Below are 22,417 nucleotides of genomic sequence, written 5' to 3'. Positions count from 1 at the left end.
GGTCACTCCGTCCAGGCAGCGGTGGTGTCGAGGCGTTCGCGCCAGAGTTTCTCGCCCGCGCCGCCCGGCTCCCAGCGGGCGCAGAAGTCGAGCAGGGCGCGGCAGCGGGCCACCATGGCGGCCTGCCGCTCGGCCCAGCCGGGCACGGGCTCGCCGTACGCGGCGAAGAAGTGCGGCAGCAGCGACACGTGCTCGGGGTGGTGGCCGCGTACGGTCCACTCCAGCCAGGCGAGGTCCTCGACCGGCCGCCCCGGGTGGGCCCACTCCCAGTCGAGGATCGCGGTCGTCTCGAACGTGGCCGGGTGGAAGAGCATGTTCTGCGGGCCGTAGTCGCCGTGCACGATGCCGAGCCGGTGGATGCGGGCCAGCATGCGCCCGCACTCGGCCAGCACCTCCACCGCCCGCCCGTCGTCGAGGAGGTCCTGGCCGTGGGAGCCGTCGACGAAGCGGGTGGTCAGGCTCGTGGCGGTGATCTGGTGGACGCGGGGGACCGGCAGGCGGCCACGCAACCGCCGCAGGTATCTGCTCTCCGTGCTCAGCCTGAACGCCGCCTCGGGACCCTGGTAGCACTTCACGACCAGGGCGCCGTCGCCGAACGTGCTGTTGGTGTACCCGTGCTTCACAAGGGTCGATTCTGGCGTACGCGGGCCCCCGCCGGGCCCCCTGGGGCGCCATCCGCCCGGCTCCGATACACGATGTAAGGGCGGAACAAATAGCCCAACGGCGCGGAAAGCGCATGCACCAAGCGGCTGAACGGGAAAAGTACGATCAGCAGCATCCCGATGATCGTGTGCACCTTGTAAAGCACGCTCGCATGCGCCATCGCGTCGGTGTCCGGCCGGAGCACGAAGATGCCGCGGAACCAGGGCGCGACCGTCGTCCGGTAGCTGACCTCGCTGGGCAGGAACCCCGCCACCGTCGTCACCACGCCCGCGATGATCGCCGCGGCCAGCACCGCGTACATCACCTTGTCGTTGCGCGTGGTCGCCAGGAACACCGGCCCGTTGACGCGGCGGCGGTAGATCAGCAGCCCCAGCGCCACGAGCGTGACCAGCCCCGCCAGCCCGCCCCAGACGAGCGCGTTGGCGTGGTAGGCGGCGTTCGACAGGCCGATGGCGTGGGTCCAGCCGATGGGGACGAGCAGCCCGGTCACGTGCCCGATGATCACGAACAGCAGGCCGTAGTGGAACATCGGGCTGGCCAGGCGCAGCAGCGGGCTCTCGTAGAGCTGGGAGGAGCGGGTGGTCCAGCCGAACTTGTCGTACCGGTAGCGCCAGATCAGCCCGCCGACGAAGATCAGCAGAGTGAGGTACGGCGTCACCGTCCAGAGCGTGCTCTCGATCCAGATCACCGGTAGCCTCCCACGCTCTCGGCAGGAGGCCCGCCGGCGGCCAGCCGGGCGGCCCTGTCGCGCTCGGCGGCGGTGATCGGCCGCAGCGTCGCGCACACCGTCCCGATCACGTGCCGGTACGGCGAGTCGCGCTCGGCCAGGGCCGTCAGCAGCAGCTCCAGGCCCACCCGGTGCTCCTCGATCAGCCCGGCGCCCGACGGGTCGAGCGCGGCGAACTCCAGCATCACCGGGAGGAAGTCGGGCAGTTCGTCGTCGAGCAGGTCCCAGCCGGCCGCCCGGTAGCGGAGCTTCAGCCTGGCCAGCGACTCGCCGCGGCGGCGGGTGTCACCGTCGGCGTAGTAGGTCAGGTACAGGCAGCAGCGCCGCTGCAGGTCGAACGTCTCCACGTAGTGCGGTGCCAGCTCGGCGGGCCCCAGGGCGCTCGCCAGCTCCAGGAACGTGCCGAAGTGCGGCTCGGCGGCCTCGCGGATGAGGGGCAGGCGGCGCCAGAACCGTTCGTCGGGGTAGGCGAGCAGGTGGGCGGCGGCCTGCCAGACGACGGGCTTGTTCATGATCTGCCCTTCTTCGTGGGGAACAGGCCGATGGGGGTGCCGCGGCCGTCCCAGTTGAGGAGGTTCACCCGGTCGTGGGTGACCTCGTCGCCGGTCTGGCGTTCCTTCAGGCCGTGGAAGCTCTCGATCGAGACCGGCACCGACCGGCCCGACCCCTCGCCGAACGGGCCCTGCATGCCCGGCCCGCCGTCGTAGTCGAGGCTGCACCCGCCCTCCTCCACGACGCCGGGCACGTTGCCGTACGCGGTCGGGATCACGTAGCGCTCGTCGTACCTGGCCAGGGCCAGCAGCCGGTACATGGCGCGCAGCTCGTCCTCCGACGGGCCGGTGTCCGGCGGGACGGGCCGCTCGCCGAGGTTGACCGCCCGCATGAACGACCGCATCGCGGCCAGGCGGCGCAACGCGGCGGTCACGGGCGCCGGGTCGCCGGCCGTGAACAGCTCGGCCAGGTAGTCGACGGGGATGCGCAGCGAGTCGATGGCGGCGAACAGGTTGCCCGCGTCCTCGCCGTCGTGGCCGGTCGTGGACAGGGCGTCCACGACGGGGGACAGCGGCGGGACGTACCAGACCATGGGCAGCGTGCGGTACTCCGGGTGCAGGGGCAGCGCCAGCCGGTACCTCTTGATCAGGTCGTAGACGGGGGACCTGCGGGCGGCCTCCAGCCACTCGGCGGGCAGCCCGGCGGTCTCGGCGGCCAGGCTGTGCGGGTCGACGAAGAGGTCGAGCTGGGCCTCGTACAGGTCGCGCTCGTCCGGCACGGAGGCGGCCTCGGCGACGCGGTCGGCGTCGTACAGCAGGACGCCGAGGTAGCGCAGGCGGCCCACGCACGTCTCCGAGCAGACCGTCGGCAGCCCCACCTCGACCCGTGGATAGCAGAACGTGCACTTCTCGGCCTTGCCGGTTTTGTGGTTGAAGTACACCTTCTTGTACGGGCACCCCGTCACGCACATCCGCCACCCGCGGCACCGGTCCTGGTCGACCAGCACGATGCCGTCCTCGGCCCGCTTGTACAGGGCGCCGGACGGGCAGGCGGCCACGCACGACGGGTTGAGGCAGTGCTCGCAGATGCGCGGCAGGTAGAACATGTACGCCCGCTCGAAGGCCAGCTTGACGTCGTCCGACACCTTCGCCAGCACCGGGTCGGGGCTGGGGTCGCCGCCCAGGTTGTCGTCCCAGTTGGCGCTCCAGTCGATCTTCATCGGCTCGTTGCTGATCAAGGATCTGGGCGGCGCGACCGGGACGTCGCCGGAGAGCGGGGCGGTGGTGAGATTCTCGTAGTCGTAGGTCCAGGGCTGGTAGTAGTCGTCGATGGAGGGCATGAGCGGGTTGGCGAAGATGCTCAGCAGCCTGCGCAGGCGTCCCCCCGCCCGCGGCCTGAGCCTGCCCCCGTCCGTCAGCTCCCAGCCGCCCCGCCAGCGCTCCTGGTCCTCGTAGCGCCGGGGATAGCCCTGGCCGGGGCGGGTCTCGACGTTGTTGAACCAGACGTACTCGACGCCGGGACGGTTGGTCCAGGTCTGTTTGCAGGTGACCGAGCAGGTGTGGCATCCGATGCACTTGTCGAGGTTCATCACCATGGCGATCTGGGCCATGACCTTCATCAGTACCGCACCTCCTGCGACCTTCTCCGGATGGTGGTGATCTCGTCGCGCTGGTTGCCGGTCGGGCCCAGGTAGTTGAAGCCGTACGAGAGCTGGGCGTGGCCGCCGATCAGGTGCGTGGGCTTGATCAGCACCCGGGTCAGCGCGTTGTGGATGCCGCCCCGGCGGCCGGTCGCCTCCGACTTGGGCACGTCGATGAGGCGGTCCTGCGCGTGGTGCACGTACACCGTGCCCTTCGGCATGCGGAGGCTGACGACCGCCCTGGCCACGACCACGCCGTTGCGGTTGACCGCCTCGACCCAGTCGTTGTCGGAGATGCCCAGCTCGCGGGCGTCCTCGGTGGACATCCAGACCGTGGGGCCGCCCCGGGAGAGCGAGAGCATGAGGAGGTTGTCCTGGTACTCGGAGTGGATCGACCACTTGCTGTGCGGGGTCAGGTAACGCAGGGTGCCGCGCTCGCCGTACAGGGCGGCCAGGTCCAGCGGGGGCCGGTAGATGGGCAGGGCCTCGCCGTACTCGTGCATCCACTCGTGGTCGAGGAAGAAGTGCATGCGCCCGGTCAGCGTGTGCCACGGCTTGCCCTGCTCCACGTTGATCGTGAACGGCGAGTAGCGGCGGTCGGGCGCCTCCTTGCCCGACCACTCCGGGCTGGTGGCCACCTGGGTCGGCCTGGCCTGGGTGTCGCTGAACACGATGCGGTGGTGCGGGTCGGCCAGGCCGTCGAAGCTCTCGCCCGTGCGCTGGGCGAGCTGACGGAAGCCCTGCGCGGCCAGGCGGCCGTTGCTCACGCCCGACAGCGCCAGGATCGCCTCGCACGCCTTGGCCTCGGTGCCCAGCTCAGGACGGCCCTTGGCGGCGCCGCGCGGCACCAGGCCGCAGCGCTCGCCCAGCCAGCTCACCTCCTGGTCGGGCCGGAACGTCACGCCCTTGACGGGGATGCCCAGTCGCTCCGTGAGCGGGCCGAGGGCGGCGAGCTTCTCCGCGACCGCGCCGTAGTCGCGCTCCACCACCGTCAGCTCCGGATGGCCGGTGCCGGCCAGCTCGCCCGGCGTGTCGTGCTGGTGCGCGAGCGCCACCACGTCCCTGCGCACGCCCAGGTGCTCCTTCGCCAGGGCGCTGAAGGCGCGGGCGATCGCGTGGAAGGCGGCGAAGTCGGTCATCGTCTCCCACGGCGGGTTGATGGCCGGGTTGAACGCGTGCACGAACGGGTGCATGTCCGTGCTGGACAGGTCGTGCTTCTCGTACCAGGTGGCGGCGGGCAGGACGACGTCGGAGAAGACCGTGGAGCTGGTCATCCGGAAGTCGAGGGTCACCAGGAGGTCCAGCTTGCCCTTCGGGGCGCGCGGGTCGGGGTTCGGCAGATTGGAGTCGGTGCCCAGCAGATGGTGCAGGAAGTACTCGTTGCCCTTGGCGGAGGAGCCGAACAGGTTCGAGCGCCAGAGGGTGAGCACGCGAGGCCAGTTGCGGGGGTCGTCGGGGTTCTCCGCGGCGTGCCTGAGCCGGCCCGCCTCCAGCTCGGAGCGCGTGTGGGCGATGGGGTCGTCGGCGTCGCCCAGGTCGAGGGGATTGCGGTCGAAGGCCGGTGACATGGGCGACCAGCCGTTGCGTACGGACTCCGTCACCAGGTCGGCGGTGTGCCTGCCGCGGAACGTGCCGGGGGCGAGCGGGCTGGTCAGCTCGCCGGCGTCGAAGTCGTCGTAGCGCCACTGGTCGGTGTGCAGGTACCAGAACGTGGTGCCGGGCACCTGGCGCGGCGGGCGCGACCAGTCGAGCGCGCCCGCCAGCAGGGCCCACCCGGCCAGCGGGCGGCACTTCTCCTGGCCCACGTAATGGGCCCAGCCGCCGCCGTTGCGGCCCTGGCAGCCGGTCAGGATCAGCAGCGACAGGAAAGCGCGGTAGATCGTGTCGCCGTGGAACCACTGCGCCGTGCCCGCACCCAGGATGATCATGCAGCGCCCGCGGGTGGCCTCCGCCGTTCTGGCGAACTCTCTGACGATCTTCACCGTCCGATCGGCCTGGACGCCGGTGATGGGCTCCTGCCAGGCCGGTGTGTACGGCTCCGCGGCGTCGTCGTAGCCGCTCGGCCAGGTGCCGGGGAGGTCTGGGCGGTGGACGCCGTACTGGGCGAGGAGGAGGTCGTAGACCGTCGTGACCGTGTGACCGGCGACCCGCTGGACGGGGACGCCGCGCCGGGCCGAGTGGCCGCCGTCGAAGCGGGGGAGCAGCACCTGCGCCGTCTCGCCTCCGTACAGGGTCAGTTTCGGGGGTGCGTCGAGGCGCAGGTTCCAGCGGCCGGCGCCGGAGTCGGTCCAGCGGAAGCCGACCGAGCCGTTCGGCACCACCGGCTCGCCCGACTCCGCCATGAACACGGTCTTCCACCCGGCCGCCTCCTCCCGCGAGCCCAGGTCGGCGGCCGTCAGGAAGCGGCCGGGCACGTACGCGTCATCGCGCTCCTCCAGCGTGACCAGGAACGGCAGGTCGGTGAAGCGCTTGACGTAGTCGGCGAAGTACGGCGTCTCCCGCTCGACGAAGAACTCCTTCAGCAGCACGTGCCCCATGGCCATGGCGAGGGCGCCGTCGGTGCCCGGCCGGACCGCGAGGAACTCGTCGGCGAACTTCGCCGCGTCGTTGTAGTCGGGGGAGACCACCACCACCTTCTGGCCGCGGTAGCGGGCCTCGGCCATCCAGTGGGCGTCGGGGGTGCGCGTGACGGGCACGTTGGAGCCCCACAGCATCAGGTACGCCGCGTCCCACCAGTCCGCCGACTCCGGCACGTCGGTCTGGTCGCCGAACACCTGGGGGGCGGCGACGGGGAGGTCGGCGTACCAGTCGTAGAAGGAGAGCATGGTGCCGCCGATGAGGGAGACGAACCTGGCCCCGACGGCGTGGGAGACCATGGACATGGCCGGGATCGGGGAGAACCCGGCGATCCGGTCGGGGCCGTAGGTCCTGATGGTGTGGACGTGGGCTGCGGCGATCATCTCGGTGGCCAGGTCCCACGGGACGCGGACGAGGCCGCCGTGGCCGCGGGCGCGTTGGTAGACTTCCCGCTTTTCCGGATTTGTCGTGATGTCTGCCCAGGCGGCCACCGGGTCGTCGTCCAGGCGGCGCTTCGCCTCGACGTACATCTCGACCAGCACGGCCCTGGCGTACGGATAGCGGATCCGGGTCGGTGAGTAGGTGTACCAGGAGAAGGCGGCGCCGCGCGGGCAGCCGCGCGGCTCGTACTCGGGGCGGTCGGGGCCCACGCTCGGGTAGTCGGTCGCCTGGCTCTCCCACGTGATGATGCCGTCCTTGACGTACACCTTCCACGAGCACGAACCCGTGCAGTTCACGCCATGCGTGGACCTGACCACCTTGTCGTGGCTCCAGCGGTCGCGGTAGTAGACGTCGCCTTCCGTGCCGCCCTTCAGGTAGAGGGTGTGGAGGTCGCCGCTCGTGGATCTGTCGGCCGACCGGCGCAGGAAGCGGCCGGTTTTGAGCAGGAGGTCCTCGGCGGTCATACCCTCACTTCATCACATATGGTGCCTCTTTGGTTACACAGGGTGCATGTCTGTGCTGCGTAATGCTTCTGGCCTTCGCAAAGGCGCGCCGGGGGCGCGAAGGTGCACAGGGACGTTTCGGAGTTCGGGGGTGCCACGGCTTGGAGGGCCTGTGGGTCCCGAAAGGCGTGCGCACGCTGGGGACGTCCAGGTGCTGCGGTGCGTCCACATGCTGCGGACGTTCAGGTGCTGAGGGATGTTCGTGTGCTGGGGACGTTCGCGTGTTCAGGTGCGTCACGTGCTGAGGGGCATTCGCGTGCTGAGGGACGGTCGCGTGCTGAGGGGCGTTCGCGTGCTGCGGTGCGTCCACGTGGCTGATGGACGTTCGCATGCTGAGGGACGTTCAGGTGCTGTCGCGCGCAGAAGCGCTGAGGGGCCACGGTACTGAGAGGGCCGGGTACTGAGGGAGCCGGGTACTGAGGGAGCCGGGTACTGAGGGAGCCGGGTACTGAGGGCACTCAGGTATCGAGGTGCGCCAGGGTGCTGGGGTGCGTCCCGATCCCGGAAGGCGTCAGGGTTCTGAGGGTGGCGAGGTTTCGGAGGGTGCCACGGCTTGGAGCGCGCGGGCGGCTTCGGTGGACGTCGGGGACCCGAGGGCGACGGGGGAGGTCATGGCGGGGGGGGCCATGAACGTCGTCAAGGTCCGGAGCGGTCGCGTGGTGTGGGGTGGGCGCTCACGTGGTGTGGGTGTCGGGTGGTCACTGGGTGTGGGTGTGAGGTGGTCGCGTGGGGTGGGCGGAGGGCGTCCGTGCGGTGTGGCTGGGGGTGGTTGCGTTGGCGTGGGCAGGGTCGTTCGTGTGGGTGTGGCTCGGGGTGGTTACGCGGGCATGGGCAGGACCGTTCGTGTGGGTTTGGGTGGGTGTGGTTGCGCGGGTGTGAGCAGGGCCGTTCATGTGGGTTTGGGTATGGGCGGGGCGTTCGTGTGGATGTGGCTGGGCACGGTTGCGTGGGTGTTGGGCGGGTCGTTCGTGTGGTTGAGGGCGGTTGTGTGGGTGTGGGCGGGGGCGTTCGTGTGGGTGTGGTTGGGGTCGTTCGTGTGGGTGTGGGCGGGGGCGTTCGTGTGGGTTTGGGGTGGGGGTGTGCGGTGCTTGTGGATGGTGTTCGCGTTCGTGGGGATGAGGGGCGCGCGGTGGCGAAAATGGTTTGCCGGGCGCGGGGGTGCCTTGTCAAGGTTGTCAGGTTATGCGCTCCCTTCCTGAGGCCGATCCCGGCGTGCCCGACATCCGCAGCCCGTTGCGTTTTCTGTGGTGGAACGCGCGGCGGCAGGCGCCATCCCTGCTCGTGGGCATCGGCTTCGCGATCGCGTGGTGGCTGGTGCAGGCGTTGATGCCGGCGGTGCTCGGGCAGGGCATCGAGGCCGTCACCGCCAAGGACACCAAGGCGCTGCTGCTGTGGTCGGCGATCCTGCTCGGGCTCGGGCTGATTCAGGCGTTCACCGGGATCATGCGGCACCGGATGGCCGTCTACAACTGGCTGGCCGCCGCCTATCGCACCGTACAGCTCACTTCCAGGCAGGCCGCCAGGCTCGGGGCCACGCTGCCCAAGCGGCTCTCGACCGGTGAGGTCGTCAGCGTGGGCAACTCCGACATCGCCCACATCGGCAGTTCCATGGACATCCTGCTGCGCGGCACCGGTGCCATCGTGGCCATCGTCACCGTGACCGTGATCCTCATCTCGACCTCGCTGCCGCTCGGGCTGCTGGTGTTGTTCGGGGTGCCGCTCATGGCGGTCGCCGTCGGGCCGCTGCTGAAGCCGTTGCACAAGCGCCAGCACGCGCATCGCGAGCTGACCGGTGACCTGTCCACCCGATCCGCCGACATCGTGGCCGGGCTGCGGGTGCTGCGCGGCATCGGCGGGGAGCAGGTCTTCGCCGGGCGCTACCGTACGGAGTCGCAGCGCGTTCGCCAGGCCGGGGTGCGCGTCGCGGGTGTCGAGTCGGTGCTCGAAGGCGCGCAGATCGTGCTGCCGGGCCTGCTCATCGCGATCGTCACCGGGATCGGCGCCTCGTTCGCCGTCGCGGGGGAGATCCCCACAGGGCAACTCGTCGCGTTCTACCTGTACGCGGTGTTCCTCATCGGGCCCATGCGCACGCTCACCGAGGCCGCCGACAAGCTCACCAAGGGACACGTGGCGGCCGGGCGGGTGATCCGGATCCTGTCCATCGACCCCGAGATCACCGGAGGCAACGCGAGCAGCGAGGGCGGGGTCCTGCGCGACTCGTACAGCGGTGTCACGCTCCAACCCGGCGCGCTCACCGCTGTCGCCGCCGACACGCCCGAGGACGCCATCGCCATCGCCGACCGCCTCGGCCGCTACGCCGACGGCGACGTCACGTTCGGGGCGGTGGAGCTGCGTACGCTGCCGCTGGAGGAGGCGCGCTCGCGCATTCTGGTCGCCGACAACGGCGCCCGGCTGTTCAACGGCCGACTCCGCGACGAACTCGACGTCCGGGGCACGGCCACCGACGAGCAGATCGGCGAGGCGCTGCAGGCAGCCTGCGCCACCGACATCGTCGAGGCACTGCCCGACGGGCTCGACGCGACGGTGGCGGAGGCGGGGCGGGAGTTCTCCGGCGGGCAGCAGCAGCGGCTGCGGCTGGCCAGAGCGTTGCTGACCGACCCGGAGGTGCTCATTCTGGTCGAGCCGACCAGCGCCGTCGACGCCCACAGCGAGGCGCGCATCGCGGCCCGGCTGGCCACGGCCCGCGCGGGGCGTACCACCCTGATCTGTACGACCAGCCCTCTGGTGCTGGATCGCGCCGAGCATGTGATCTACGTCGAGAACGGGCGTGTGCTCGCCGAGGGGACACACCGGCAACTCCTTGATGAATCCCCCGAATACGCGGCAACCGTGACGCGCGGGGAGGGCTGACCCATGACCCGCGACACCCAGCAGCCGGGGCATCGGCATCCTCTCCGACTCGTGCCGACACCCCTGCGGAGTTCGGTGGCCGGGCCTTTAGAGCTTGGCAATGTCCAGGTGGACGGGGCGGGTGGGGCTTTTGTCGACATTGTGGGGCGGTTGGCGTCCGTTCGGGGGGCGGCGGCAGTTTGGTTGATGGAGGGCTCGTTCTCAGGCCCCGACACTCTGGCGGAGGAGTCTGAAACCGATGGCCCGTGAGATCCTGCCGGTCGCAGACCGCAAACAAGTGCGTGCCTATGCCCGCCGTCTGACGCTGAAGTATCCGCGCCGGCTCGCGTTCGCCCTGCTCCTGCACGGCCTGGCCGCCGTCGCCGGGCTGGTCGTGCCATGGCAGCTCGGCGAACTGGTGCAGAACATCCAGTATGGCGTTGAGGTCAACGTCGTCGTCGTGGCCGCCGCGATCGGGGCGTTCCTGCTGCTGCAGGGCATCTTGATGCGGTTTGCCGTGCTGGCCTCGGCCAAACTGGGCGAGAAGGTGCTCGCCGAGCTGCGCGAGGACTTCGTGGACCGGGTGCTCGGCCTGCCGCTGTCCACCGTCGAGCGGGCCGGGTCGGGTGACCTCATCACGCGTACGTCCCGCGACGTGGACGCGCTGTCTCGCACCGTACGGCACGCCGTGCCCGAGACGTTGATCGCCATGGTCACCTTCGTGATCACCATCGGCGCGCTGCTGCTGATCAGCCCGCTGCTCATGGTGCCGATGCTGGCCGCCGGGCCGGTGATCTACATCTCCACCCGCTGGTACCTGCGACGGGCGCGCGACGGCTACCTGCGCGAGAACGCCGCCTACGCCGACATGACAGAAGGGCTGGCCGAGACCGTCGAGGGCGCCCGAGCCGTGGAGGCGCTGAGGTTGCAGGACCGGCGGCGGGACCGTACCGATCGGGACATCGCACGGTCGTTCGGGGCCGAGCGCTACACGCTGGGGCTTCGTACCACCTGGTATCCGGCCGTCGAGCTGGGCTACGTGATTCCGGTGGTGGCGGCGCTGCTGGTCGGCGGGCTGTTCTACACCAACGAGTGGGTGACGCTGGCCCAGGTGTCCACCGCCACCCTGTACGCGCAACAGCTCATCGACCCGCTTGACCGCTTCCTCATGTGGATCGACGAGCTGCAGGTCGGCGGCGCTTCGATGGCCCGGCTGCTGGGTGTGGCCAACGTACCGGACGATCGGGTGAGCGGATCCGCGCAGCCGTCGGGCGAGCTGCTGGAGGCGTCCGACGTCCGCTACGCCTACCGGGAGGGACGCGACGTGCTGCACGGTGTGTCGCTGACCCTCCGGCCCGGCGAACGGCTGGCCATGGTCGGGCCCTCCGGGGCGGGGAAGTCGACGCTGGGGCGGCTGCTGGCAGGCATCCACGGGCCGCGTACGGGGTCGGTCACCGTGGGCGGGGTGCCGCTGGTCGACCTGCCCCTGAACGACCTGCGCGGGCACGTCGCGCTCGTCACCCAGGAGCATCACGTGTTCAAGGGCACGCTCCGCGACAACCTGCTGATCGCCCGCCCCGACGCCTCCGACTCGGCCGTTCGCAGAGCCCTGGAGGCGGTGGACGCGCTGGGTTGGGTGCAGGCGCTGCCCTCGGGGCTGGAGACCGAGGTCGGCTCGGGTGGGCAGGCGATCTCGCCCGCGCAGGCGCAGCAACTCGCGCTCGCCCGGCTGGTCCTCGCTGACCCCCACACCCTGGTGCTGGACGAGGCCACCTCCCTCATCGACCCACGCGCCGCCCGGCACCTGGAACGGTCGCTGGCCGCCGTCCTGGAGGGACGAACGGTGATCGCGATCGCGCACAGGCTCTACACGGCCCACGACGCGGACCGGGTGGCCGTGGTGGAGGACGGGCGGATCAGCGAGTTGGGGGCGCATGAGGAACTGGTCGCGGAGGGGGGCTCGTACGCGGCGCTCTGGCGAAGCTGGCACGGCACCCCGATCACGACCACGACCACGACTCACTCCTGACGTCGGCTTGGCTGTGATGTTGGGGACTGGCTCTGATGCTGGAGCTTGGCCCTGGTGTGGGCTCGACGCTGATCTCGACTTGGTTGTCGTCGAGAGCGAGAGCGAGAGCGAGAGCGAGAGCGAGGGTCGGGGTGAGGGCTGGGGTGAGGGTGGGGGTGTTGCCCAGGGCTGAGGCGAAGGTGGTGGCGCCGCCTGGGGTGAGAGCAAGTGTGAGGGTCGGGGTGAGGGCTGGGGTGAGGGTGGGGGTGTTGCCCAGGGCTGAGGCGACGGTGGTGGCGCCGCCCGGGGTGAGGGTGAGGGCGGGGTCAGCACTGGGTTTTACCGGGTGGGAGAGTGGTGGCGGTGAAGTAGGCGTTGATGTGGTCGCGGGCGCACGGGTTGCTGCCGTAGAGGGTGTGGCCCGGGCCGTCGTGGCGGATGACGGCGCTGCCCGGGACCTGGGCCAGCACGCGCTCGACCGCGTCCGACTCGCCCCACGCGCCCGCTCCGAGCAGCGGCGGCAGGCCCTTGGGCAGGGCGGACGGAGGATTGGTTACCGGTACGGGCCAGCCGATGCAGTTGAGCGTCGCCGTGGCGAGGGTGTTGGCGGCACCGACGTTGGGGGCGATCTTGCGGAGCCTGGTGAGCGCGGCGGTCATCTCCTTGAGGTTGGCGAAGCGGGGCCAGTCGGTGCACTCCGTGACGGGGGTGGCCTGGTCGGGGTAGCGGACACCACGGGCCGGTACGAAGGCGGAGGCGTCGCCCTTGCTCGCCTTGCGGATGGCCTCGGCCAGCTTGGGCCAGACCGGAGCGCCCTGGCGGGCCATGCCCAGGGCGAAGGACTGGAGATCATGGGCCTGGTAGGCGACGTTTTCCGTCTTGGTGGGGATGGGCGTGCGGTCTGCGCGGGCGATCAGTTTGCGCCAGAGACCGGGTACGTCCGCGCAGCCGTTGGAGGCGCACCAGGTGAAGAAGCGGCGAATGGACTTTTCGTTGGCACGCGCCATCGCCTCCGACTCGGCTGACCAGTCGGCGGCGCTGTGATTGGCCGTGCCGTCGAGCACCATCGTGCGGACGCGGCCGGGATAGAGCCGCGCGTACGCCTGGCCGTAGAAGCCCGCGTAGGAGGCGCCGTAGTAGTTGAGCGCTGTGTGGCCCAGGGCCGTTCTGATCGCTTCCATGTCTCGGGCGTGGTCGGCCGAGCTCATGTTGGCGAACAGCTCGGGATCTTTGAGGCGGCAGGCTTCGGCGTAGCCGCGGTTGGTGTCGGACAGGCGGCCGAAGTCGGCCACGTCGCGTGGGAAGTCGGCGATGGGGACGCGGGTCCAGGTGCAGGGCAGACCCGTGCTGAGACCCTGGAACTGGTCGCTGCCGTAGCCGCGGGTGTCCCACGTGACGATGTCCATGCGTTGGCGCAGGTTCGACCACCAGCCGGACAGGGACTGGGTCATGGCGATGCCGGGGCCGCCCGGGCCGCCGTAGGCGACCAGGACCGCGCCTTCCGAGGTGCCGGTGGCTTTGAGCCGGCCCACCTTGAGGGTGATCTTGCGGCCGTCGGGTCTGCGCCAGTCGGCTGGGACCTGGAGGTCGGCGCAGGCCATGCCGATCTTGTCGCCGGGGCAGGGCTGCCAGGTGAGGCTGGACGGCTGTGGGGCGGCGGCGCTTTGGGCGGCCGCCGGTGCCGAGGGCTGAAGGGCCGTGGTGAGGAGCAGGCCCAGGGTGAGGGGCAGCCTGAGCGCGAGGGATCGGCCCAGCGTGAGGGGCAGCCTGAGTGCGAGGGATCGGCCCAAAGTGAGGGGCAGCCTGAGCGCGAAGGGCTGGCGCACAGTCACGGGCTGGCTCGGGGTGACTGGTTGGTTCGGGGTTAGTGGTTGGTTCGGGGTGAGGGGTCGGTTTGGGATGGGGGGTTGGTTTGGGGTGAGGGGCAAGGGCTTCCGCATGGCGTTGACGATGCCGGAGCGGGTGGTCGGATCGCGTCGGACCAGGGTTTGGTTTTTGGGGGTGGGGAGTCCAACCCAGGGTTGTCAGACCCTAGGTTGGAGGGTCCGTGCACATGGCTCGGATGGTGGTGCTTCGGTGTGAGGAACCGGGCCCAGAGTGTCGGATCTTTGGCTGGAGGGCCCATACTCGGGGCCCCATGCTCTGGGCCCCGCGTTCAGGCCCGCGTTCAGGCCTGCGTTCAGGCCCGTGTTCAGGGCCCTGTGCATGGTGCCCTGAGCGTGGTTCGGAGTGCTCGCGCGAGGCCGTCCGCCGTACCCTTGCCAGGCGCCGTACGGCGGGTCAGCCCAGGGACTTCTTCAGGAAGTCCACCTGCAGCAGGAGCAGGTTCTCCGCCACCACCTCCTGCGGCGTCATGTGCGTCACCCCCGACAGCGGCAGCACGTTGTGCGGGCGTCCGGCGGCGAGCAGGGCGGAGGAGAGGCGCAGCGTGTGGGCGGCCACCACGTTGTCGTCCGCCAGGCCGTGGATCAGCAGCAGCGGACGCTCCAGCTTGGCCGCGTCCGCGAACAGCGAGGAATTCTCGTAGACCTCGGGCTGCTTCTCGGGGTCGCCCAGGTAGCGCTCGGTGTAGCAGGTGTCGTACAGCCGCCAGTCGGTCACCGGCGCGCCCGCCACCGCGGCGTGGAACACGTCGGGACGCCGCAGCACCGCGAGCGCGGCCAGGTAACCGCCGAACGACCAGCCGCGGATGGCCACTCGCGTCAGGTCGAGGTCGTCGGCGTACTGCTCGGCCACCCCGTGCAGGGCGTCGATCTGGTCTTCGAGCGCCGGGGTCGCCAGGTCGTTGAGCACGGCGCGTTCGAACTCGGTGCCCCGCCCCGGGGTGCCGCGCCCGTCGGCCACGATGACGGCGAAGCCCTGCTCGGCGAACCACTGGCTCTCCAGGAACGCCCCCCGCCGGTTGAGCACCCGCTGCGCGTGCGGCCCACCGTACGGGTCCATCAGCACCGGCAGCTTGCGCGACCCCGGCTCGTGCCACGTGGGCAGCACCACGGCGGTGGCCAGTTCGCGGCGGCCGGAGCGGCCTAGCGACACGCGCAGCTCGAGGCCGGGACGCTCGGCGAAGGACGGGATCGGGACCGCCATGCCGTCACGGCGTACGACCGTGGTGGAGACGCCTTCGGCGTCGATGCTCTGCTCGGTCAGTACGCCGACCCCGCCCGACATCCGCCCCGAGAACACCCCGGAACGGGTCGAGACCGGCAGCAGCGAATGCCCGTCCCACGTCCACAGTTGGATCTCCGTCGGATCGCCGCTCGCGCTGAACAGCACGCTGTCGTGATCGACGTCGAGCACGGCCCGCACCTGCAACGTCGGCGGGGTGACCGCGCGGTCGCCGATGAACAGCCGGTGCCCGCCCTCGGAGTTGGCCACCCACACCAGCGAGCCGTCGTCGAGGTGCGCGGGCACGCCGCCGACGATGTCGACCCAGGCGGGGTCGGTGTCCTCGCGCACCAGGGTGGCGGCGCCGGTCGCCGGGTCGATCTCGGACAGCCGCATCGTCCGCTGGTCGCGGGTCAGCGTCACGATCGACAGCGCGTGGGAGTCCCAGGCCGCCGTGGCGAGGTATTCCTCCTCGTACGGCACCGCCACCCGCGACCCGTCGAGCCCCAGCACGAACAGCTCGGTCACCGCGTTGGCCGTGCCCGCGGCCGGATAGCGCTGGGCCGTCGCCGGACGCTCGGGGTTGGCCGGGTCGGCGATGTGCCAGACCTGTACGGGGGCCTCGTCGGCGCGCTCGACCAGGAGCGCGTCGCTCGACGGCGACCACCAGTGGCCGCGCATCCGGTCCATCTCCTCGGCGGCGATGAACTCGGCCAGCCCGTACGTCACCGTCTCCGACTCGGGCTCGGCCAGCGCGCGGTCGCGGCCGGTGCCCAGGTCTTGCACGCGCAGGGCACCCCCGGTGACATAGGCGACATGCCGCCCGTCGGGGGACAGGCGGGGGTCGATGACCGCCCCCGGGGTGTCGAGCCTGCGCCACTGCCCGCTCGCCAGCTCGGCCACGTAGAGCCCGCCGGACAGCGCGAAACACGCCTTGGTCAGGTCGGCGTCGGTCGCGTACGCCACCACGCCGCCCGCCGCCTCCCGGCTGCGCTCGCGCCTGGCCCGCTCTTCCTGAGGCAGGTCCTCGTCGTCTCCGTGGAGCGCGCGCGGGTCGATGACCAGGCGCTCGACGTGGGTGTCGGTGTCGAGCTCCCACAGACAGGTCACCGGGTCGGTGCCCGTCTTCGTCCGCAGGAACACCACCCGGCCGCCATCGGGGGAGATCGTGAAGCCTCGGGGCACGCCCAGCGTGAAACGGCGGGTCCTGGCGGACAGACGCGGGAAACTCTCGCTCATGGTCCCAATCCTGCCATTGCTACGCTCGTGGCATGACTGATCGACGGCTCCTGCTCGTGCACGCCCACCCGGACGACGAGTCGATCGGCACCGGCGCCACCATGGCGAAATACGTCGCCGAGGGCGCCCACGTCACGCTGGTGACCTGCACGCTCGGCGAGGAGGGGGAGGTTGTCCCCAACGACCTCGCGCATCTGGCCGCCGATCAGGACGACGCGCTCGGCCCGTACCGGGTGGGCGAGCTGGCCGCGGCCTGCCAGGCGCTCGGCGTCGAGGACCACCGCTTCCTCGGCGAGCCCGGCCGCTGGCGCGACTCGGGCATGATGGGCGTGGCCGCCAACGACCACCCGAGGGCGTTCTGGGGCGCCGACCTCGACGAGGCCGCGGGCGAGCTGGTCAAGGTCATCCGCGAGGTACGCCCGCAGGTGCTCGTCACGTACGACGACAACGGCTTCTACGGCCACCCCGACCACATCCAGGCCCACCGCGTTTCGCGCAGGGCGTTCGAGCTGGCCGCGAAACCGGGCTTCGGCGAGGGCGAGCCCTGGCAGATCGCCAAGCTCTACCACACGGCCGTCGCCAGGTCCGTCATGCGCCGCGGGGTCGAGGTGCTGCGCGAGGCCGGCAGCGGGTTCTACGTCGAGGACGTCGAGGACATGCCGTTCGGCAGCGCCGACGCGGACATCACCACAGAGATCGACGCGCGCCCCTGGATCGGCAACAAGGTGGAGGCCATGCGCGCGCACGCCACCCAGATCACCGTGGCGCCCCCCTGGTTCGCGCTGTCGAACAACATCGGCCAAGAGGTGCTCGGCGTCGAGCACTACATCCTGGCCGTAGGGGTGCGCGGCCCCGCGGTGCCCGGTCCGCCCATCGAGGCGGGGGGACTGGGCGAGCCGCACAACCGCGAGAACGATCTCTTCTCCGGCATCCATTAACCTCGTTCGACATGGAACATCGCAACCAGGCCGAATCGGCGCTGGGCGGGGCCGCGTACGGCATGTTGTTCGTGCTGGGGGTCGTCATGGCGGTCGTGGGCGGCTTCACGCACCCCGAGTGGCCCGTCGGCCCGATACCGGGCGCGGCGGTCGCGTGGGTGCTGGCGCTGTTCGGGGTGTGCCTGGGGGCGGGCAAGCTGATGCGCGCGCGGCTCGGGGTCATGGCGACGGCCCTGGGGTGGCTGCTGGTGACGATGCCGTTCACCCTGGAGCTGGGCTCGGGGGACCTGGTGATCGCCTCCGGCATCCCTGGCTACGTCTACCTGTACGGGGGACTGCTGGGCCTGGTCGTGGCCTATCTGCTTTCGCCCTCGTCATCAGGTGGTTCATGGCTCTTGCGGGGGTACCCTCCGAAAAATCCGACTTAGCGGCATAAAGTAGCTAGGTGCATTCCATCGAGCGGCACGTGGACCCTGGAACCTACCGTAAGGTCGTCGGCCGCTTCGCCACCGGAGTCGCGATCGTGACGACCAGGGTGGGCGACGTCGACTACGCGATGACGATCAACTCCTTCACCTCCGTCTCCCTCGAACCGCTGCTCGTGCTGTTCTGCGCCGAGAAGGTGTCCCGCTTCCACGACGCCGTCCTGGAGGCCGGGACGTGGGGGGTGTCGGTGTTACCGGCCTCGATGGAGGACGCCTCGCGCTTCTTCGCCCACCGTGGACGGCCCATGAACGGGCAGTTCACCCGCTGGGCGCACTACCGGGGGGAGACGGGGGTGGCGTTGTTCGAGGGGGCGATCGCGACCGTGGAGTGCGAGACGACGGCGGTGCACGACGGCGGCGACCATTCGATCGTGGTGGGCGGGGTGAGCGCGCTGGACATGCCGTCGGAGGCGGCGCCGCTCATCTACCACGAGGGCGCCTACAAGTCCCTCTGAAGTCGGCTTGACACCCGCTTGTCAAGTCCCGGCGATGTCGAGTCCAGGCTGCTTGCCGAGCCCCGGCGCGGCGTCTGGCCGCGAAGAAGGCGGCGGGCGGTGGGTGGTATGAGACGGGCCAGGCGCGTGGCGCCTGGCCCGATCATGTGGGTGGTCGCGGCCTTGCGTCGCGGCCATTCCTGGCGGACTTGGTGGGCGGCCTTACTGGGCGGTGGCGGAGGTTGATTCCGTCGGCGTGGCCGTCGCGGTCTCAGTCGGGACGCCGGATTCGGTCGGGACGCTCGTGTCGGTGGGCGCCGGGCTCTCCGTGGGAACCTCCGTCGGAGACGCGGACGGCGGCGGACAGGTCGGGATCTCGGCCGGGGGCTCGGTCGACGTCTCCGTCGGGCTCACCGTGGGCGACCCAGTGGGTGACCCAGTGGGTGACACGCTGGCGGTCGGGGTTTCCGTCGGGGTCACGGTGGGAGTCGGGGTCTCGGTCGCGGTGTCCGTCGGTGTCGGCGTCGGTGTGTCCGTGACGGTCGGGGTCGCGCTCTCGGTCGGTGACGTCGTCTCCGTCGGCGAGACGGTGTCCGTGGGCTCCTCGATCGGCGGTACGGCGTCCGTCGGCTCGACGTACGGCTGACAGGTGAACGTCTCCGTGACCGTCGGCCCCGGCTCGGTGACGGTGACCGTGGGGCCAGGCTCGGTCACCGTGACCGTCTCGCGTACGGTGACGGTCGGCAGCGGCGCCATCTTGACGGCGGCCTGCCCGCGCTTCTTGTACGTGCCCGAGCCCAGCCGGGCCGTGGTGCTCCCGTCACCGCCGATGACGGTGAGGTCGATGCTCGCCGTCTTGCACGATGCCTTCTTGCACACCGTCTGCTCGACGTTGAAGAGGGCCGCACCCTCGTAGTCGACCGAGACGTTCAGGTAGGAGACGCCTCTTCGCTTGACCACCTTCGTCTCCGCGGTGTACTCCCCGTCCGTGGGACTCTCCGTCGAGGTGGGAGTCGAGGTCGGGGTAGGAGTCGAGGTCGGGGTCGGTGACACGGTGGCGGTCGGGGTGGGCGGCGACGTCGAGGGGTCGCCGGCTAACGCCATTCGGGCATTGAGAGAGGTGTCGGTGAGTTGTAGGGGACCGGTCGCTGACGTCTGGGTGATCGCGACTCCGCCGGCTCCTGCCAGTGCGACGGTGCCGAGCAGCGCGCCCAGGATGGAGAATCTCATAATCCTGCTCTGTGGGAGATTTCAGGACGGGGATCATTATTCCGACTTGTCAAGATTGGTCAAGACTGAGACGCATGGACACACGCTTTCGGTTCCGGCGTGCGGCGAACTATTTGAATCTTTCCACGCCGCTCGGTCTGCTGATCGCGGTCGCCGGCGGCGCGTCCAGGGGGCCCGGCCCCGATGGGCTCGTCCTGGCCTTCGGCTACCGTCACCGCTTCCCGGCCGCCGCCGCGTTCACGGTCGGAAATGTGGTCCTGACCAGGAGGAACGCGCTCAGCGAGCAACTTGTGCGGCACGAGGCCAGACATGCCACGCAGTGGGCCTGGTGCGCCGGTCTGCCCATGGTGCCGCTCTATCTCGTGGCCATGCTGGCCTCGGTGATCGTCTGTGGCGATCAGGCTTCGTGCAACGTGTTCGAGCGGCTGGCGGGGCTGGACGACGGTGGGTACCCGCGCAACGCGGTGTGGTGGCGGCGGAGGGCCCGCAGGAGGGGTTGACGGCGATCTGTCAAACCCCGGCCTGCCGGGCACGGTGTGTCCTGTCGGGCGACCCGCCCGCTGCAAGCGCCCCGCGCGTCAGGGGGACAGTTTGAGCGTGTGGGTCGCGGCCTTGCGCACCGCCGCGGGGGAGGAGTACATCGGCAACAGGTCGCCCCTCGCCCACGCCTCCGCCTGGTCCCAGTAGTTGTCGTGGAACGCGTGCCCAGAAGCTCCCGTCAGGTTGATCCACCGGGACTTGTCCAGGTCCGAAAGGTCCACGATCATCCGCATCGACGGCACGGCCGTGACCTCGTAGCCCTTCTGAACGTTCCAACTCGTCGCGTTCACCGCGTCCTTGCCCCCGGCCACGCCGAACGGGCCCCGGTTGAACAGCGCCTCCACCGGCGCGATGCCCGAGGTGCCGAGCGACTCGTTGACCAGCTCCAACTGGTGCAGATCGCCCCAGCGCCACGCCTTGACGTCGTCGCCGAGCCGGTCGGCGAGCTCCTGGTACGCCGACGCCATCGCCTGGCGGAGCACGTCGTCGCGGGTCTCCTTGCGGTCGCCGGTCGTCGTGTCGTCCCAGAAGGGGTCATCGGGGGCCTCCAGCAGGCGCCTGACCACCTCGTACCAGCGGTCGCCCCCGGTGGGCCTGGCCGACGCGGGGAGGTCGTCGTTGAACGTCAGCACGAGCACCTGACGCCAGACCGCGTTGTAGTACGCCGCGGCGGCCGAGTCGAGGCTCTGGGAACGGTCCCACGACTTGAGCAGTTCCCTGGCCTGCACGGCGGGGCCCGCCAGGCCGACCCGCATCAGGGCCGGTACCAGCGTGCCGGCGAAGCCGTCGACGGAGTCCTGCTGGATCCGCGCCATGGTCTGCGTGTCGATGGGCCCCTTCTTGATCGCCTCCTGGATGAGGGTCCTGATGCGTTCTGAGCGGTAGCCGTACGACCAGTCCTTGGTCAGCAGGGGCTGGTAGCGGTTGGGGTCGATGACGGAGTTGTTGGCCGTGACGATGAAGCCGTCGGCCGGGTCCTCGACCGAGGGGAGGCGGTCGTACGGGATGGGGGCGGGGTTCCAGTCGTACTCGCCGGTCCAGCCGGGGACGGGCCAGGTGCCGTCGCCCTTCTTCCGCACGGGTACGCGCCCCGGCGCCTGATAGGCGATCTTGCCGGTCGTGTCGGCGTAGACGAGGTTCTGGGCCGGCACCTCGAACAGCGCGGCGGCCGCCTTGAACTCCCCCCAGTCGCGCGCCCGGTTCAGCGCGAAGATCGCGTCGGCCGTGTGCCCGGGGGTCAGCGCCGTCCACTGCAGCGCCACGGCGTTGGCCTCGCCGCTCGCCCGCGCGTCCGTGATCACGTCGTTGATCAGCGGGCCGTGGATGGTGCTCTTGACGGTGATGGTGACCGGGTCGCGCCCGGCGACCTCGATCTGCTCCCTGCGGGTCACCAGCGGCATCCGCTCGCCCTTGTACAGGTACGTGTCGTCGTCCACCTGCTCCAGGAAGAGGTCGGCCACGTCGGGCGCCAGGTTCGTGAAGCCCCACGAGATCCGGTCCGTGTGCCCGATGATGACGCCGGGCACGCCGGAGAAGGTGTACCCGGTCACGTCGTACGGGCACTCCTCGGTGAGCTGGCGGCAGTGCAGCCCCGCCTGGTACCAGACCGACGGCATCTGCGCCGACAGGTGCGGGTCGTTGGCCAGGAGCGGTTTGCCGCCGGCGGTGTACTCGCCGGACACCACCCACGAGTTCGACCCGACGCCGTCGCGGTCGGCGGTGCTCATCGTGCTCGGCACCGCCTCCAGCGTCTTGGCGGCCTGGGTGAGCGCCTGGCCGGTGCGCGTGCGTGGTTCGGCCCGCTGGTCGAAACCGCCCTGGCCGACGGTGCCCTCGTTGACGATCGGCAGGTGCCGGTCGTACGGGTAGCCGGGGTAGAGCTGGTCGACCCGTTCCTTGGGCAGCTTGGTCAGCGCGAGTGCGCGGTCGATCTCGTCCTCGACGTTGGAGCGCAGGTCCCACGCCATGGCCTTCAGCCAGGCCAGGGAGTCGATGGCGGTCCACTTCTCGGGGCTGCCGCCGCCGCCCTGGAGCTTCAGCACGGAGTATTCGAGGCTGCGGTCGGAGGCGTTCGGGTTGGCGTCGAGCCAGGCGTTGACGCCCTTGGCGTACGCGGTCAGGTAGCCCTGTGTCTGCTGGGACAGCTCGGGCAGCTCCTGTTCGGCCACCCTGCGCCAGCCCATGGTCCGCAGGGCCTTGTCGGTGTCGAGCGTGGCGGCGCCGAAGAGTTCCGAGAGGCGCCCGGCGGTCATGTGGCGGCGGAAGTCCATCTCGTAGAAGCGGTCCTGGGCGTGGACGAAGCCCTGCGCCATGAACAGGTCCGCGGAGCTGTCAGCGTAGATGTGTGGAATTCCTGATTTATCGCGATAAATCTCCACACTTCCGGTCAAACCGGGGAGCCGCACCGAACCGTCCATCTGCGGGAACGACTGCCGCACCGTGTAGACGAGGACCCCTGCCAGCACCAGCACCAGTGCGAGAAGAACGGTCAACACCCGAGCGAACCACCGCAACGGCCACGGCATCCACGCATAGGGCCTCACCGC

General features: G+C 70.2%; 15 protein-coding genes. 6 read left to right on the top strand and 9 right to left on the bottom strand.

What is annotated here, in order from left to right; translation table 11 throughout:
* Positions 1 to 2: 2 nt before the first annotated feature.
* Genes ACZ6S0_RS25645 through ACZ6S0_RS25625 form a run of 5 tightly spaced genes read right to left on the bottom strand, consistent with a single transcriptional unit; the run spans position 3 to position 7,003 of the window.
* A complete protein-coding gene (locus ACZ6S0_RS25645) occupies positions 3 to 623 on the bottom strand; it encodes a phosphotransferase (protein WP_465921855.1) in 621 nt (206 codons plus the stop codon).
* On the bottom strand, positions 620 to 1,351 hold the full coding sequence (narI, locus tag ACZ6S0_RS25640) for a respiratory nitrate reductase subunit gamma (RefSeq protein WP_465921854.1): 732 nt from the start codon (positions 1,349 to 1,351) through the stop codon (positions 620 to 622). The genes ACZ6S0_RS25645 and narI overlap by 4 nt, the downstream gene beginning before the upstream one ends.
* Positions 1,348 to 1,902 (bottom strand): nitrate reductase molybdenum cofactor assembly chaperone, encoded by a 555-nt coding sequence (narJ, locus tag ACZ6S0_RS25635; RefSeq protein WP_465921853.1) that lies wholly within the window; start codon positions 1,900 to 1,902, stop codon positions 1,348 to 1,350. The genes narI and narJ overlap by 4 nt, the downstream gene beginning before the upstream one ends.
* Complete coding sequence (gene narH / locus ACZ6S0_RS25630) at positions 1,899 to 3,500, bottom strand: nitrate reductase subunit beta (protein WP_465921852.1); 1,602 nt, start codon at positions 3,498 to 3,500, stop codon at positions 1,899 to 1,901. Before narH ends, narJ begins: the two co-directional genes overlap by 4 nt.
* A complete protein-coding gene (locus tag ACZ6S0_RS25625) occupies positions 3,500 to 7,003 on the bottom strand; it encodes a nitrate reductase subunit alpha (protein ID WP_465921851.1) in 3,504 nt (1,167 codons plus the stop codon). The genes narH and ACZ6S0_RS25625 overlap by 1 nt, the downstream gene beginning before the upstream one ends.
* Positions 7,004 to 8,224: 1,221 nt before the next feature.
* On the opposite strand from ACZ6S0_RS25625, the gene ACZ6S0_RS25620 reads away from it, so the two are divergent.
* Both ACZ6S0_RS25620 and ACZ6S0_RS25615 read left to right on the top strand, forming a co-directional pair.
* Entirely contained in the window at positions 8,225 to 9,913 is a 1,689-nt protein-coding gene (locus ACZ6S0_RS25620; protein WP_465921850.1) for an ABC transporter ATP-binding protein, read from the top strand.
* Between the two features lie 238 nt (positions 9,914 to 10,151).
* On the top strand, positions 10,152 to 11,921 hold the full coding sequence (locus tag ACZ6S0_RS25615) for an ABC transporter ATP-binding protein (RefSeq protein ID WP_465921849.1): 1,770 nt from the start codon (positions 10,152 to 10,154) through the stop codon (positions 11,919 to 11,921).
* Between the two features lie 305 nt (positions 11,922 to 12,226).
* Here the strand turns inward: ACZ6S0_RS25615 and ACZ6S0_RS25610 are convergent, their stop codons facing one another.
* Complete coding sequence (locus ACZ6S0_RS25610) at positions 12,227 to 13,690, bottom strand: alpha/beta fold hydrolase (protein WP_465921848.1); 1,464 nt, start codon at positions 13,688 to 13,690, stop codon at positions 12,227 to 12,229.
* Positions 13,691 to 14,180: 490 nt separating this feature from the next.
* Positions 14,181 to 16,244 carry a S9 family peptidase gene (locus tag ACZ6S0_RS25605; RefSeq protein ID WP_465921847.1) on the bottom strand — a complete coding sequence of 688 codons (2,064 nt, stop codon included), beginning with the start codon at positions 16,242 to 16,244 and terminating at the stop codon, positions 14,181 to 14,183.
* A 32-nt stretch (positions 16,245 to 16,276) separates the two neighbouring features.
* On the opposite strand from ACZ6S0_RS25605, the gene mshB reads away from it, so the two are divergent.
* The 3 genes from mshB to ACZ6S0_RS25590 are packed head-to-tail and all read left to right on the top strand — an operon-like array spanning position 16,277 to position 18,122.
* Positions 16,277 to 17,182, top strand: coding sequence for an N-acetyl-1-D-myo-inositol-2-amino-2-deoxy-alpha-D-glucopyranoside deacetylase (gene mshB / locus ACZ6S0_RS25600; RefSeq protein WP_465921846.1), 906 nt, complete (start codon positions 16,277 to 16,279; stop codon positions 17,180 to 17,182).
* A gap of 11 nt (positions 17,183 to 17,193) precedes the next feature.
* Positions 17,194 to 17,610 (top strand): DUF6113 family protein, encoded by a 417-nt coding sequence (locus ACZ6S0_RS25595; protein WP_465921845.1) that lies wholly within the window; start codon positions 17,194 to 17,196, stop codon positions 17,608 to 17,610.
* Positions 17,611 to 17,627: 17 nt separating this feature from the next.
* Positions 17,628 to 18,122 carry a flavin reductase family protein gene (locus ACZ6S0_RS25590; RefSeq protein WP_465921844.1) on the top strand — a complete coding sequence of 165 codons (495 nt, stop codon included), beginning with the start codon at positions 17,628 to 17,630 and terminating at the stop codon, positions 18,120 to 18,122.
* A 201-nt stretch (positions 18,123 to 18,323) separates the two neighbouring features.
* On the opposite strand, the gene ACZ6S0_RS25585 is transcribed toward ACZ6S0_RS25590, so the two are convergent.
* Complete coding sequence (locus ACZ6S0_RS25585) at positions 18,324 to 19,331, bottom strand: hypothetical protein (protein WP_465921843.1); 1,008 nt, start codon at positions 19,329 to 19,331, stop codon at positions 18,324 to 18,326.
* 74 nt (positions 19,332 to 19,405) lie between these two features.
* Here ACZ6S0_RS25585 and ACZ6S0_RS25580 point away from each other — a divergent pair, with 74 nt between their 5' ends.
* Entirely contained in the window at positions 19,406 to 19,831 is a 426-nt protein-coding gene (locus ACZ6S0_RS25580) for a hypothetical protein (RefSeq protein ID WP_465921842.1), read from the top strand.
* A gap of 78 nt (positions 19,832 to 19,909) precedes the next feature.
* On the opposite strand, the gene ACZ6S0_RS25575 is transcribed toward ACZ6S0_RS25580, so the two are convergent.
* On the bottom strand, positions 19,910 to 22,396 hold the full coding sequence (locus ACZ6S0_RS25575; protein WP_465922052.1) for a penicillin acylase family protein: 2,487 nt from the start codon (positions 22,394 to 22,396) through the stop codon (positions 19,910 to 19,912).
* Between the last annotated feature and the right edge of the window lie 21 nt (positions 22,397 to 22,417).

Source organism: Nonomuraea sp. NPDC051298 (genome assembly GCF_055586305.1).
Note: the sequence above shows the minus strand (reverse complement) of the source record. Positions and strands in the feature narration are given on the sequence as shown.